Genomic DNA, 13,810 nt, shown 5'->3' on the forward strand with positions numbered 1-13,810 from the left:
CCCTTCCCTTGCAAGGAGTCCCCATGACCAAGACCGTCATCAACAGCGACAAGGCACCCGCCGCCATCGGTACCTACTCCCAGGCGATCAAGGCTGGCAACACCGTCTACATGTCGGGCCAGATTCCCCTCGATCCGAAAACCATGGAACTGGTCGAAGGCTTCGAAGCCCAGACCGTCCAGGTGTTCGAGAACCTCAAGGCCGTGGCCGAGGCTGCTGGCGGCTCCTTCAAGGACATCGTCAAGCTGAACATCTTCCTGACCGACCTGAGCCATTTCGCCAAGGTCAACGAAGTGATGGGCCGCTACTTCGAGCAGCCGTACCCTGCCCGTGCGGCCATCGGCGTCGCTGCCTTGCCACGCGGTTCGCAGGTCGAGATGGACGCTATCCTGGTACTCGAGTAACACGCCTGCGGCGGGCGATTCGGCCCGCCGCACCTTTTCCTGAAGGACCCCGCCATGCGCCACGCGCTTGCCCTTTCCCTGGTCGCCGCACTGCTGGGCGGCTGCGCCAGCCACAAACCCGAAGACTACAACGGCATCTGGATCAACCAGGCCGCGATCGACGCTGCCGCCAAGGGCACCGGCCTGCGTTATGCGCTGGAGCGCAACGGTCCGAACTTCGAGTGGAAGGTCAATATCGCTGCGGGCCAGGCCAGCTATAGCAATGGCTTCGAACTGGTCGAGGGCCGGCTGAGCGCGGTAGACGAAAATCACTGGCAGGTGCAGCTGGACGGGGACCAGGTGGAGAACCTCGAGCTGGACGGCAAGGAACTGGTCCAGGCCACCAGCGACTGGGCGCCGGAGCAGCGCTTCCAGCGCACGACCAATGTGATCGACGCCGATGTTCCGCCGGGTGCGATTTTCGAGAAGGCGCTGTATGGCGCCTACATGAAGGGCGACTGGCGCGTCCTGGAGGGTCCGGGCCAGGGCGGTACCGTACGCTTCCGCGACAACGGCAGCCTGGACGGCCTGCCCAATCTCGACCGCTATGCCCTGTGCCTGGCCGGCGACTGCGCAACCATGACCGGCAAGTACGACAGCATGTGGCTGGAGCGCAACCAGCAAGGCAACCCGTGGATCTTCAAGCGTGATGGCAAGCAGCTGGAGATTTTCCAGGCCGTCAACGAAGCGCGACCGGACGAAATGCCGGAACTGCGCCCGGGTGCCCGGCGCTGGTTGCTGGAGCGCAAATAACACCCGGTTCAAGTGCAATGCGGACCCTGTGGGAGCTGGCTTGCCAGCGATGGCGACGGTGAATTCACTACTGCTATCGCTGGCAAGCCAGCTCCCACAGGGTCCGCGTCGCTAATCAGGGCTTTTGACCCTCAAGGATCGCGGCGTAGCCTTCGCGGTAACTCGGATAAGTCGGCGCCCAGCCCAGCGCCCGGGCCCGGGCGTTACTGCAACGCTTGCTCCCGGTACGCCTCACCCGCTGCTGCTCCGACCATTCGGTAACCCCCATGTACTCACGCAGCCAGCCCACCACTTCGGCCAGCGGAGCGGGCGCGTCGTCCACACCGATATAGCAGTCGTCCAGCGCCCGCCCGTCGTGATCGGCACGCAGCAGGAAAGCCAGCAGGCCGGCGGCATCCTCGGCATGGATTCGGTTGCCGTAAAGCGGTGGTTCCTCGGTCACCCGATAACCTTGGCGAACCTGGCTCAGCAACCATTCGCGCCCCGGGCCGTAGATTCCGGTCAAGCGCACGACGCTGGCCGGGATTCCGCTCTCCAGGGCAAGACGCTCCGCCTCCAGCATCACCCGGCCGGAATATTCCTGCGGCGCGGTTTCCGCGGTCTCGTCGATCCATTCTCCATTCTTCTGGGCGAACACGCTGCTGCTGGAGACGAACAGCAGGCGACGCGGCCTCTGGCCCCGTTCTGCCAGCCAGCCCAGCACGTTACGCAGCCCCTCGACGTAGGCCGAGCGGTAGCCAGGCTCGTCATGCTGGCTGGCAGCCACGCAAAAGACCAAGTAGTCGGGGCCTATCGTCGGCCAATCGGCGGGGATTTCGCGCCTTTCGAGATCCGCAGCGATAGCCGTGACGCCTGCAGGCACTGCGCTGGCAGTACGCCGCAGACCACTCACCGACCAGCCGCCCGCCAGCAGTTGCCTGGCCAGGCGACCACCAACATCGCCACAACCAACGATCAGGACTGAAGGTGCTGACATGCTGAAACTCCCGTAATCAAAGGCTGGACTATCCCGGCAAAATCGATAGGCGGCTAGCGATGAAGTTAAAAAAAGCTACTTTATTACTTTTGCTAACAAGAATTACTTGCAATAATGGCCGCCCATTTTTCTGTTCTCGGCCTGTTTCGAGGCCCTGAAGAGCATCCACCCATTCTTCTTCATCAGGTCCGGCCAGCATGACACGCATCCAACCTTCCGCTTCGCCAACCACATCGCGCGCCCTGCGCGCCATCGCAGCGCTGATGTTCAGCCTGATGCTGGCACCCGCTGCGATGGCTGAAGAGCCAACGGCCGCTGCGCCAGCACCTGCCGCCGCCGCTGCCCCTGCAACCCCGGCTACGCAAGCGGCCGCGCCTGATGCCGAACAACCAGCAGCCACTCCGGCCGCTGCGCCAGTGGAAGGCACGGCCGAGCCCCTGAATGCGGACGGCGAGCCCCTGGCCGAAGACAACACCCTGGGCATGGGCCACGACCTGTCGCCATGGGGCATGTACCAGAACGCCGACGTGGTGGTCAAAGCGGTCATGATCGGCCTGGCCATCGCCTCGATCATCACCTGGACCATCTGGATCGCCAAGGGCTTCGAGCTGCTGGGTGCCAAGCGCCGCCTGCGGGGTGAAATCGCCGCGCTGAAGAAATCGGTATCGCTCAAGGACGCCGCCGACAAGGCCGACAAGCCCGGCACCCTGGCCCATGTGCTGATCCACGACGCCTTGGAAGAAATGCATCTTTCGGCCAATGCCCGTGAGAAGGAAGGCATCAAGGAACGCGTCAGCTTCCGCCTCGAGCGCCTGGTTGCCGCCAGCGGCCGCAATATGTCCAGCGGTACCGGCGTGCTCGCCACCATCGGCTCCACTGCACCCTTCGTCGGCCTGTTCGGTACCGTGTGGGGCATCATGAACAGCTTCATCGGCATCGCCAAGACCCAGACCACCAACCTCGCCGTGGTTGCCCCGGGTATCGCCGAAGCGCTGCTGGCCACCGCCCTGGGCCTGGTCGCGGCCATCCCTGCCGTGGTCATCTACAACGTCTTCGCCCGCTCCATCGCTGGCTACAAGGCCCAGGTGTCCGATGCTTCGGCGCAGGTCCTGCTGCTGGTCAGCCGTGATCTGGACCACCAGCCAGGCGAGCGTTCCGCTCAGCCGCACATGGTGAAAGTGGGGTAAGCCATGGGCCTGCATCTTAATGAAGGCGGCGACGATCTCGCCGAAAACCACGAAATCAACGTAACGCCGTTCATCGACGTCATGCTGGTGCTGCTGATCATCTTCATGGTCGCAGCGCCGCTGGCGACGGTCGACATCAAGGTCGACCTGCCTGCCTCGACCGCGAAACCTGCGCCGAGGCCGGAAAAGCCGGTGTTCCTCAGCGTCAAGGCCGACCAGAAGCTGTACCTGGGCGACGAGCTGGTCCAGCAGCATGACCAGCTGGGTTCGCTGCTGGATGCCAAGACCAAGGGCGACAAGGAAACCACGATCTTCTTCCAGGCCGACAAGGGCGTGGACTACGGCGATCTGATGGACGTCATGAATATTCTGCGCGCCGCCGGCTACCTCAAGGTCGGCCTGGTCGGGCTTGAGACGGCAGCGAAGAAATGATCGAGACCCGGTACAAGCTGGGGCGTTACGGCGGTAGCCTGTTGATCGTGCTGGCGGTGCATGCCGTCGCCATCGCGCTGACCCTGAACTGGTCAAAGCCCGAGGCTATCGAATTGCCGCCTGCGGCCATGATGATCGCAATGCCACCGATGCCGGAGCCGGCACCGCCACCGCCGCCCAAGGTCGTGACGCCGCCACAGCCGCCGGCACCGGTGGAAGAGCCGCCGCTGCCGAAGCTGGTCGAGGCGCCGAAACCGAAGATCGCTATTCCCAAGCCCGCCAAGCCGAAGGCCAAGCCACAACCGCCCAAGCCCGAGCAGAAGGAAGAGCCGAAGCAGAAGCCGGTGGAGCAGGAAGTCGCCAACGCACCGCCTAGCCCCGCCCCCGCTACCAAGCCGGCAGCCGCGGCACCTAGCGTGGCGAGCAACAGCGAGGCCAAGGCGACCTGGCAGAGCGACCTGCTGAACCATCTGGCGAAGTACAAGCGCTATCCGGAAGATGCACGCCGCCGGGGCCAGACGGGCATTACCCAGCTGCGCTTCGTGGTCGATTCCGAGGGCCGCGTGGTGTCCTACGAACTGGTGGGCAAGTCCGGCAGCGCCTCGCTGGACCGTGCGACCCTGGAGATGATCCGCAGGGCCCAGCCGCTACCCCCGCCGCCGAAGGACATCCTGACCAACGGCGTCATCGACCTGAAGGCACCGTTTGTCTTCTCCCTCGAAAAGGGTCGACGCTAGATCGGATTGGGGCCGCTTTGCGGCCCCATCACTTCTCGCCAATCATCATTTCTGTCGCACGCAAGCAAGTCTGATAACGTGCGTCTATCGGTTGCAGCCGCTATGCTGGGGCCGCTACTTCATGGACGCACGTTATGACCCTTACAGAATTGCGCTACATCGTCACTCTTGCCCAGGAACAGCACTTCGGCCACGCCGCCGAGCGCTGCCACGTCAGCCAGCCGACGCTGTCGGTGGGCGTGAAAAAGCTGGAGGACGAACTCGGCGTGCTGATCTTCGAGCGCAGCAAGAGCGCGGTGCGCCTGACCCCGGTCGGCGAAAGCATCGTGGCCCAGGCGCAGAAGGTCCTCGAGCAGGCCCAGGGCATCCGCGAGCTGGCCCAGGCCGGCAAGAACCAGCTGACTGCGCCACTCAAGGTCGGGGCGATCTATACGGTCGGGCCCTACCTGTTCCCGCACCTGATACCACAACTGCACCGGGTCGCCCCGCAGATGCCGTTGTACATCGAGGAAAACTTCACCCACGTATTGCGCGACAAACTGCGCAACGGCGAACTGGATGCAGTGATCATCGCCCTGCCGTTCAACGAAGCGGACGTGCTGACCCTGCCGCTCTATGACGAGCCGTTCTACGTACTGATGCCCAGCGGCCACCCCTGGACCCGCCAGGAAACCATCGACGCCAGCCTGCTCAACGACAAGAGCCTGCTGCTGCTCGGCGAAGGCCACTGCTTCCGCGACCAAGTCCTGGAAGCCTGCCCGACTCTGGGCAAGGGCAGCGAAGGCGCCAAGCACACCACGGTGGAATCCAGCTCGCTGGAGACCATCCGTCATATGGTCGCCTCTGGCCTGGGCGTGTCGATCCTGCCGCTTTCCGCCGTGCACAGCCACCATTACGCCCCGGGCGTGATCGAAGTGCGCCCGTTGAGCCCACCCGCACCGTTCCGTACCGTGGCCATCGCCTGGCGCGCCAGCTTCCCGCGGCCCAAGGCGATCGAGATCCTCGCCGACTCGATTCGCCTCTGCTCCGTGGCCAAGCCGCCAGCGAACGGGTAGGCCGGCGCCATGACCGAGTTGTCCCATGTGTCGGTCACGGCACTGAAAGGTGTCGGTGAAGCCCTGGCCGAGAAACTGGCCAAGGTCGGCCTGGAAACCCTCCAGGACGTCCTGTTCCACCTGCCCCTGCGCTACCAGGACCGTACCCGCGTGGTGCCGATCGGCGCCTTGCGTCCGGGCCAGGATGCAGTGATCGAAGGTGTCGTCAGCGGTGCCGACGTAGTCATGGGCAAGCGCCGCAGCCTGGTGGTGCGGCTGGGTGATGGCAGCGGCGTGCTCAGCCTGCGCTTCTATCACTTCAGCATGGCGCAGAAGGACGCACTCAAGCGCGGCACCCACGTGCGCTGCTACGGCGAGGCGCGTCCCGGAGCCTCCGGCCTGGAGATCTACCACCCGGAATACCGCACCCTCAACGGCAACGAGCCGCCGCCTCCGGTGGACCAGACCCTGACGCCGATCTACCCGACCACCGAAGGCCTGACCCAGCAGCGCCTGCGCCAGTTGAGCCAGCAGACCCTGGCAATGCTCGGCCCGCGCAGCCTGCCGGACTGGCTGCCGGAAGAGCTGGCCCGGACTATCACCTCGGCCCGCTGGACGAAGCCATCCGCTACCTGCATCAGCCGCCGGCGGATGCCGATGTCGATGAGCTCGCCGAAGGCCAGCATTGGGCCCAGCATCGCCTGGCCTTCGAAGAGCTGCTGACCCACCAGCTGTCGCAACAACGCCTTCGTGAAAGCATGCGTTCGCTGCGCGCGCCGGTCTTGCCACGGGCCAGCCGGCTGCCGCAACAATTCCTCGCCAACCTGGGCTTCCCGCCGACCGGTGCGCAGCAACGGGTCGGCAACGAGATCGCCTACGACCTGAGCCAGCAGGAGCCGATGCTGCGTCTGGTCCAGGGTGACGTTGGCGCGGGCAAGACCGTGGTCGCCGCCCTTGCCGCCCTGCAGGCGCTGGAAGCGGGTTACCAGGTTGCCCTGATGGCGCCCACCGAGATCCTCGCCGAGCAGCATTTCATCACCTTCAAGCGCTGGCTCGAGCCGCTGGGCATCGAGGTCGCCTGGCTGGCCGGCAAGCTCAAGGGCAAGGCCCGCACCGCGGCACTCGAACAGATCGCTACAGGCACGCCGATGGTGGTCGGCACCCATGCCTTGTTCCAGGAAGAAGTGAAGTTCCATAACCTGGCCCTGGCGATCATCGACGAGCAGCACCGCTTCGGCGTGCAACAGCGCCTGGCCCTGCGGCAGAAGGGCGTGGGCGGGCGCTTCTGCCCGCACCAGTTGATCATGACCGCGACCCCGATCCCACGGACCCTGGCCATGAGCGCCTACGCCGACCTCGATACGTCGATCCTCGATGAACTGCCTCCGGGCCGGACGCCGGTGAACACCGTGCTGGTCGCCGATAGCAGGCGCTTCGAAGTGGTCGAGCGGGTTCGCGCCGCCTGCGCCGAAGGACGGCAGGCCTATTGGGTGTGCACCCTGATCGAGGAATCCGAGGAGTTGACCTGCCAGGCCGCCGAAACCACCTTCGAAGAGCTGTCGAGTGCCCTGGGCGAGCTGCGCGTAGGATTGATCCACGGGCGGATGAAAGCAGCGGAAAAAGCTGCGGTAATGGCCGAGTTCAAGGAAGGCCACCTGCAATTGCTGGTGGCGACGACGGTGATCGAGGTTGGCGTGGACGTTCCCAACGCCAGCCTGATGATCATTGAAAACCCCGAGCGCCTGGGCCTGGCCCAACTGCACCAGCTACGCGGCCGGGTCGGACGCGGCAGCGCAGCGAGCCATTGCGTGCTGCTCTATCATCCACCGCTGTCGCAGATCGGCCGGGAACGCCTGGGGATCATGCGCGAAACCAATGATGGTTTCGTCATTGCCGAGAAGGACCTGGAACTGCGCGGCCCCGGAGAAATGCTTGGCACCCGCCAGACCGGCCTGCTGCAATTCAAGGTCGCCGACCTGATGCGCGATGCCGACCTGCTGCCCGCCGTACGCGACGCAGCCCAGGCGCTGCTGGCACGCTGGCCCGATCACGTCAGCCCGCTGCTGGAACGCTGGCTGCGTCATGGCCAACAATACGGCCAGGTGTGATGCGCTCGACGGAATTGGATCCAGCCGACCGACCAAGCTGGTTATAATCTCGCCACTGTGAAGAATTTGGATACAGACCATGATTGAAGTTGCCCTCGAAACCGCAACCCCACAGGTTCCGTCTGTTATCCGGCTGCTGCTCGACAAGCTGGGTGTCGCCTACCGCGAAGTGGCCGATCACCCGCAGCTGCCGCCCGAAACCCGCGTTCAGGCCGTTCTTCTCGACGACACGGTCGGCGCGCTGATGGTGTTGTTCCCGCAGAGCCAGTTGCTCGACCTGAGCCGTCTCACCGAACTGACCGGCCGCAAGCTCGCCGCCGTGCCGCTGGAGCGCCTGCAGGGCATGCTGGACAAGCACGGGCTGAAGATCCTTCCGGCTATCCCGGCGCTGACCAGTTCGCCCTGCCTGTACGAGGAAAGCCTGCTCAAGCCGGACGCCCTGCTGGTGCAGTCGGGTGAACCCGGGCTGCTGCTGGAGATCGAGCGCGACGACTTCCGCAAGATGCTCAACAAGGCCAGCGCCGGCCAGTTCGGCGAGTTGCTGAGCAAGATCCATCCGAATCTCGACCGCCCCTGGACGACCGCGACGAGATCACCCAGGCGGTCCAGGCCTTCACCGCGCGGCGTATCCAGCAGCGCCTGGAGTCGACCATCGAGATCCCGCCACTGGCCGAAACCGCGCAGAAAATCATCAAGCTGCGGGTCGACCCCAATGCGACCATCGACGACATCACCGGCGTGGTGGAGACCGACCCGGCCCTGGCGGCACAGGTCGTCAGTTGGGCGGCATCGCCTTACTACGCGTCGCCGGGCAAGATCCGTTCAGTGGAAGACGCGATCGTCCGCGTGCTTGGCTTCGACCTGGTGATCAACCTGGCCCTCGGCCTGGCCCTGGGCAAGACCCTCAGCCTGCCGAAGGACCACCCGCAACACACCACGCCGTACTGGCAGCAATCGATCTACACCGCTGCGGTGATCGAAGGCCTGACCCGCGCCATGCCCCGGGCCGAGCGCCCCGAGGCCGGCCTGACCTACCTGGCAGGCCTGCTGCACAATTTCGGCTACCTGCTGCTGGCACACGTCTTCCCGCCGCACTTCTCGCTGATCTGCCGGCACCTGGAGGTCAACCCGCACGTCTGCCACAGCTATGTCGAACAACACCTGCTAGGCATCAGCCGCGAGCAGATCGGCGCCTGGCTGATGCGCTTCTGGGACATGCCGGACGAGCTGGCCACCGCCCTGCGCTTCCAGAACGACCCGCACTATGCCGGTGACCATTCGCCATTCGCCAACCTGGTGTGCCTGTCGGTGCGTCTGTTGCGCGCGCGGGGAATCGGCTCGGGCCGGATGAGGCGATTCCGGATGAACTACTCGATCGCCTGAACATCAGCCGCGAGAAGGCCGAGGATGTGGTGAACAAAGTGCTGGAAGCGGAAGTGATGTTGCGCGAGCTGGCCTCGCAGTTCAGCCAGCACTGATTGGCTGTGCGGCTGATGGCCCTATCGCTGGCATGCCACCACTGAACCTGTGGGAGCTGGCTTGCCAGCGATAGGGCCATCAGCCACACCCCCACACCAGAGGTCCTACTTTTTCTTCGGTTTCAGATACTTCATCAGTCCCTGGAACCAGATCACCAGCGCCGGATTCCCCTTGATCTGGATGCTCTTGTCCTGAATCCCCTGCATGAACGCCAGTTGCTTGTTCTTCGCCTGCAGGCTTTCGAAACCGAAGGCCGCGTCCTTGAACGCAATGGCGAAGGCCGGCTCCGGGTGAGTTCCGCCACTGCTGCGGATACGGCTGTCCTTCACGATGAAATGACGAGCAACCTTGCCATCCAGCGTCTGCAACTGGAACACCAGCTCTTTGTCCTTCAGTTGCTGCTGGAACGCCGGGTTGTTGCGACTGGCCCGGGCCATCAACAGCCCCATGGCCCAAAGAAGAAAGCGGAACTTCATGAATGCGCCTCGGTGAAAAAATGACTGCCGGGCGCAGTTTATCCTTTTAATGAACGAAAGCTACTGATCCCACAAACAAAACGGGCATCCCCAGGATGCCCGTTTGACTGCGTTCGACGACTCACGCCATCAGTTGACGCTTTCCTTCAGGGCCTTGCCTGGCTTGAACGCCACGGTATTGCTGGCCTTGATTTTCACCGGCTCGCCGGTTTGCGGGTTCTTGCCGGTGCGGGCGCCACGGTGGCGCTGTTCGAAGGTGCCGAAGCCGACCAGGGTGACGGTGTCCTTCTTGCTCAACGCCTGTGTGATCTGCTCGAGGACCGCGTCCAATACCACGCTGGCCTTGGCCTTGGTGAGGTCGGCCTTTTCGGAGATGGCTGCGACGATTTCGTTTTTGCGCATGGTGAAGCCTCTTTGACGGAATTTTTGTTGTTATGCCGTGCTGCCCTCGAAGGCAGCGCCCAAGGCACCGCAGGCTCTAGCCTGCGGCAGACGGAAGTGAGGATGGCACGCCGCCAAGGACCGCGCCAGTCTCGAGGCGGCCATTGAGCGGGCAATGGAATGGTAAAACCGACAGAACGACCGGTATTTACGCCAGCAGGGCCGGAAGCTGGCGATTCAGGGCCAATTTCTCCATGACCGCCGCGCCGGTAAGGGCGTAGCCAAGCAACTGGCCATGGGCATCGTGGCAGAGCACTTTCAGGTCGCTGCCCTGACCTTCCACCGTCCATGTGCCCTCATTGCCGGACGGCGGCGGCGATACCACCAGGGGACAAACCGGCGTCTTCACCGTGATCGGCATCGGTCCATAGGCAACCGTGGCGGGATGCCCGGCGAGGGTCTGTGCCAGCGCGCGCGCGCAGCTCATCAGCGGCATCACGTAGAGCAGATTGAGCCCCTCGACCTCGGCACAGTCACCCAGGGCGAAGATATTGGCGTGGGAAGTGCGCAGCTGCCGATCAACCACCACTCCGCGGTTGATGCGCAAGCCGGCCGCTGCTGCGATGTCGGTACGTGGTCGCAAGCCGACCGCCGATACCACCAGATCGCAGGCAATCACCGAACCGTCCGAAAGGTGCGCCTCCAGCGCCTCGCCTGCACGCTGCAAGCGGGTCAGCACCGGCCCCAGGTGGAAACGCACTCCCAGCCCTTCCAGGCCGGCCTGGACCGCCGAGGCAGCCGCCGGGTGCAGCAAGGTCGGCATAACCTGCTCGCACGGTGCCACGACGTCCACCTCGAAACCGCCCAGGCTCATGTCGTTGGCGAACTCGCAGCCAATCAATCCGGCACCGAGAATCAGCACCCGGCGCTTGCCTGCCGCGGCGACACGGAAGCGCGCATAGTCCTCCAGGTCATTGATCGGGAACACGGCATCAACGCCGTCGCCCTCCACCGGCACCCGCACGGTTTCCGCACCCCAGGCCAGCACCAGGTCGCGGTAGCGCACCTGCTCTTCACCGATCCACACACGCTTGTGCCCCGGATCGATGCCGCTGATGCGAGTGTGGGTGCGGATCTCGGCCTTGAGTTGCTCGGCCATGGCCCCGGGCTCGGCCATGCTCAGGCCGTCGGCGTCCTTGTGCTTGGCAAAACCGGTAGACAGCATCGGCTTGGAATAGGAGCGGCCATCGTCCGCAGTGATCAGCAGCAACGGCGTTTCGCCGTCGAGCTTGCGAAATTCGCGAGCGAGGTTATAGCCCGCCAGTCCGGTGCCGATTATCACTACGGGATCGGTCATGCCTTGAAAATCCTTGTCGGGGGTGGAATAGGGATCAGCCGATGGCGATCATTTCGAAGTCGGTCTTGCCGACGCCGCAGTCCGGGCACAGCCAGTCTTCCGGTACGTCTTCCCAGCGCGTGCCGGGCGCGATACCGTCATCCGGCCAGCCCTCGGCTTCGTCGTAGATCAGGCCGCACACTACGCATTGCCACTTTTTCATCACTGCTTCTCCTCGGGTTCAGGCCAGGCCCGATCATGCTTTTGTGGAAATGGCGATCGGGCCGTCAGCGGGCTTTGTACTGAGCCCGGCCAGGGGATGCAAGCCGGTACAAGCAAACATGTTAAGCTTCGCCGCTTCTCTGGCCTGTAACCCTCTACCTACCGTGCCAAACGAATACCCGCAAGTTTCCGTCGGGCGCTGGGCGCCATATGCCGAGCGGCTCGCCACGACGACGCCGGCCGCCACCCTCGATTGGCTGTTCGACCAGGGCTCCCTGACCCGCCGCTTGACCCGCCTTTCCCGTGACCATTTTTCCGTAACACCACTTTTCGAAGGCTGGCAGGCCCTGCGCGATGACGAATGCCAGGCCCTGGGCCTGGCACCCGGCAGCGAGGGCTGGGTGCGCGAGGTGTATCTGCGCGGGCACGGTGAACCCTGGGTATTCGCCCGCAGCGTTGCCGCACGCCAGGCCTTGCGTGATGACGGACTGGACCTGGAAGCGCTCGGCAGCCGCTCGCTGGGCGAGCTGCTGTTCTGCGACCAGGGCTTCGTCCGCCAGGCCATCGAGGTCTGTCATTATCCGCGCGCCTGGCTGCCTGCCGGGCAGGCTGCAGACAATCTCTGGGGCCGCCGCTCGCGTTTCGATCGTGGCGCCCTCGGCGTGCTGGTGGCGGAAGTGTTCCTGCCCGGCCTGTGGCACGCCGCCGAAGCGTTCAAGGAGACCCGCTGATGTACCTGAGCCTGCTCAAATCGCTCAACCGCCTGCACCCCCGGGCCTGGGACTTCATCCAGCTCAGCCGCATGGACAAGCCGATCGGCATCTACCTGCTGCTGTGGCCGACCCTGTCGGCGGTGTGGATCGCCGGCAGCGGCTCGCCCTCCGTCGCCAATGTCCTGATCTTCTTCTTCGGCGTGGTGCTGATGCGTGCCGCCGGGTGTGCGATCAACGACTTCGCCGACCGCAAGGTGGATGGTCATGTAAAGCGCACGGCCGAGCGTCCGCTGGCCGCCGGGCGCATCAGCGCCCGCGAAGCCCTGGCACTGTTCGCCCTGCTGGTCGGCATCAGCTTCCTGCTGGTGCTGTGCACCAACCAGAAGACCGTGCTGCTGTCATTCGGCGCAGTCGCCCTGGCAGCCTGTTACCCGTTCATGAAGCGCTACACCTACTACCCGCAGGTGGTCCTGGGTGCGGCGTATTCGTGGGGCATTCCCATGGCGTTCACGGCGGCCAACGGCGAGCTGCCAGCGATCGCCTGGCTGCTGTACATCGCCAACCTGTTGTGGACGGTGGGATACGACACCTACTACGCCATGGTCGATAGGGACGACGACCTGAAGATCGGGGTGAAGTCCACCGCGATCCTGTTCGGCGAGGCCGATCGCACCATCATCCTGTCGCTGCAAGGTGCGTCATTGCTGTGCCTGCTGCTGGCAGGCAACCAGTTCGGGCTGGGCGGATGGTTCCACCTCGGGCTGCTGGGTGCAGCGCTGTGCTTCGCCTGGGAATATTGGTCGACCCGGGGACTGGCGCGGGAGGCCTGCTTCAAGGCGTTCCTGCATAACCATTGGGCGGGGTTCATCATCTTTGTCAGCATCGTGGTCGATTACGCCATCCGCTGACTCTTCTGTTGTTGCTGATGGCCCTATCGCTGGCAAGCCAGCTCCCACAGGTCCGGTGGTGCATGCCGTCCCTGTGGGAGCTGGCTTGCCAGCGATGAGGCCCTCAAGGCTTACGGCTTGGCCGCGTGCCAGACATCCTTCATGCCATCGCCAGTCGTGTCGCCGGCTTTCTTGTCCTTGACGAAGGTATACAGCGGCTTGCCGTCGTAGGCCCATTGCATGCTGCCGTCGTCGCGCTTGATCTGCGTCCACTTGCCCTCGGCCTTCTCGCCAGCCTGGACCATCAGCGGTGGCCAGTTCTTGGCGCATTCGCCGGCACACATCGACTTGCCACCACTGTCCTTGTCGAAGGTATAAAGCGTCATTCCGGCGTGGTCCACCAGCATGCCGTTCTTCTCCATGGCCGGCGCGGCCAGTGCCACTCCCGGCAGCGCCAGGGCTGCACAGAGAGCCATCCAGTTCAGCGTATGTCGTGTCATTGGATTCACCGTGTCGTTCTTGAAGTGCGGGATCTAAAGCCTAGCCCAGTAACCGAATGTTGCTGCAACGTCCCCGGACTTGTCACACAGCTGCAATAATTCCGTTATCTAATGCGGGCCAAGACACCTGAAGCTGGGAAGAGGTT

The 13,810-nt window shown here is 64.0% G+C and carries 15 protein-coding genes and 2 pseudogenes; 10 read left to right on the forward strand and 7 right to left on the reverse strand.

What is annotated here, in order from left to right:
* Nucleotides 1-23 precede the first annotated feature (23 nt).
* Both ridA and CSV86_RS25095 read left to right on the forward strand, forming a co-directional pair.
* Nucleotides 24-404 (forward strand): deaminase RidA, encoded by a 381-nt coding sequence (gene ridA / locus CSV86_RS25090; RefSeq protein WP_009394407.1) that lies wholly within the window; start codon nt 24-26, stop codon nt 402-404.
* 54 nt (nt 405-458) lie between these two features.
* A complete protein-coding gene (locus tag CSV86_RS25095) occupies nt 459-1,196 on the forward strand; it encodes a hypothetical protein (RefSeq protein ID WP_009394408.1) in 738 nt (245 codons plus the stop codon).
* Nucleotides 1,197-1,311: 115 nt separating this feature from the next.
* Here CSV86_RS25095 and CSV86_RS25100 read toward each other — a convergent pair whose 3' ends face one another.
* Both CSV86_RS25100 and CSV86_RS25105 read right to left on the reverse strand, forming a co-directional pair.
* A complete protein-coding gene (locus CSV86_RS25100) occupies nt 1,312-2,172 on the reverse strand; it encodes an SDR family oxidoreductase (protein WP_009394409.1) in 861 nt (286 codons plus the stop codon).
* Nucleotides 2,173-2,200: 28 nt separating this feature from the next.
* Nucleotides 2,201-2,380 (reverse strand): hypothetical protein, encoded by a 180-nt coding sequence (locus tag CSV86_RS25105; RefSeq protein ID WP_158467730.1) that lies wholly within the window; start codon nt 2,378-2,380, stop codon nt 2,201-2,203.
* Here CSV86_RS25105 and exbB point away from each other — a divergent pair.
* The 6 genes and pseudogenes from exbB (at nt 2,370) to CSV86_RS25135 (ending at nt 9,148) form a co-directional block, all read left to right on the forward strand.
* Nucleotides 2,370-3,359: a tonB-system energizer ExbB gene (gene exbB, locus CSV86_RS25110; protein ID WP_009394410.1), complete on the forward strand. Its 990-nt coding sequence runs from the start codon at nt 2,370-2,372 to the stop codon at nt 3,357-3,359. The genes CSV86_RS25105 and exbB overlap by 11 nt on opposite strands.
* A 3-nt stretch (nt 3,360-3,362) precedes the next feature.
* A complete protein-coding gene (gene exbD / locus CSV86_RS25115) occupies nt 3,363-3,791 on the forward strand; it encodes a TonB system transport protein ExbD (protein ID WP_009394411.1) in 429 nt (142 codons plus the stop codon).
* Nucleotides 3,788-4,528 carry an energy transducer TonB gene (locus CSV86_RS25120; protein WP_009394412.1) on the forward strand — a complete coding sequence of 247 codons (741 nt, stop codon included), beginning with the start codon at nt 3,788-3,790 and terminating at the stop codon, nt 4,526-4,528. The genes exbD and CSV86_RS25120 overlap by 4 nt, the downstream gene beginning before the upstream one ends.
* Nucleotides 4,529-4,662: 134 nt before the next feature.
* Nucleotides 4,663-5,583, forward strand: coding sequence for a hydrogen peroxide-inducible genes activator (locus CSV86_RS25125; RefSeq protein WP_009394413.1), 921 nt, complete (start codon nt 4,663-4,665; stop codon nt 5,581-5,583).
* A 9-nt stretch (nt 5,584-5,592) separates the two neighbouring features.
* Nucleotides 5,593-7,670: pseudogene (gene recG / locus CSV86_RS25130) on the forward strand (ATP-dependent DNA helicase RecG).
* Nucleotides 7,645-9,148, forward strand: a pseudogene (locus tag CSV86_RS25135) (aminoacyl-tRNA deacylase and HDOD domain-containing protein). The pseudogenes recG and CSV86_RS25135 overlap by 26 nt, the downstream one beginning before the upstream one ends.
* Before the next feature lie 105 nt (nt 9,149-9,253).
* Here the strand turns inward: CSV86_RS25135 and CSV86_RS25140 are convergent.
* The 4 genes from CSV86_RS25140 to CSV86_RS25155 all read right to left on the reverse strand — a co-directional run bounded on the left by CSV86_RS25140 (nt 9,254) and on the right by CSV86_RS25155 (nt 11,565).
* Nucleotides 9,254-9,625: a hypothetical protein gene (locus tag CSV86_RS25140; RefSeq protein ID WP_009394416.1), complete on the reverse strand. Its 372-nt coding sequence runs from the start codon at nt 9,623-9,625 to the stop codon at nt 9,254-9,256.
* 129 nt (nt 9,626-9,754) lie between these two features.
* Complete coding sequence (locus CSV86_RS25145; RefSeq protein ID WP_009394417.1) at nt 9,755-10,027, reverse strand: HU family DNA-binding protein; 273 nt, start codon at nt 10,025-10,027, stop codon at nt 9,755-9,757.
* Between the two features lie 187 nt (nt 10,028-10,214).
* A complete protein-coding gene (locus tag CSV86_RS25150) occupies nt 10,215-11,363 on the reverse strand; it encodes an NAD(P)/FAD-dependent oxidoreductase (RefSeq protein ID WP_009394418.1) in 1,149 nt (382 codons plus the stop codon).
* 34 nt (nt 11,364-11,397) lie between these two features.
* Nucleotides 11,398-11,565, reverse strand: coding sequence for a rubredoxin (locus CSV86_RS25155; RefSeq protein ID WP_009394419.1), 168 nt, complete (start codon nt 11,563-11,565; stop codon nt 11,398-11,400).
* Between the two features lie 118 nt (nt 11,566-11,683).
* Between CSV86_RS25155 and CSV86_RS25160 the strand changes: the two genes are divergently transcribed.
* Entirely contained in the window at nt 11,684-12,295 is a 612-nt protein-coding gene (locus CSV86_RS25160; protein WP_051032663.1) for a chorismate--pyruvate lyase family protein, read from the forward strand.
* Complete coding sequence (gene ubiA / locus CSV86_RS25165) at nt 12,295-13,185, forward strand: 4-hydroxybenzoate octaprenyltransferase (protein WP_009394421.1); 891 nt, start codon at nt 12,295-12,297, stop codon at nt 13,183-13,185. Before CSV86_RS25160 ends, ubiA begins: the two co-directional genes overlap by 1 nt.
* Nucleotides 13,186-13,295: 110 nt before the next feature.
* On the opposite strand, the gene CSV86_RS25170 is transcribed toward ubiA, so the two are convergent.
* Nucleotides 13,296-13,664, reverse strand: coding sequence for a COG4315 family predicted lipoprotein (locus CSV86_RS25170; protein WP_037058427.1), 369 nt, complete (start codon nt 13,662-13,664; stop codon nt 13,296-13,298).
* Between the last annotated feature and the right edge of the window lie 146 nt (nt 13,665-13,810).

The sequence above is a fragment of the Pseudomonas bharatica CSV86 genome, assembly GCF_000319305.2.
GTDB classification, from domain to species: domain Bacteria; phylum Pseudomonadota; class Gammaproteobacteria; order Pseudomonadales; family Pseudomonadaceae; genus Aquipseudomonas; species Aquipseudomonas bharatica.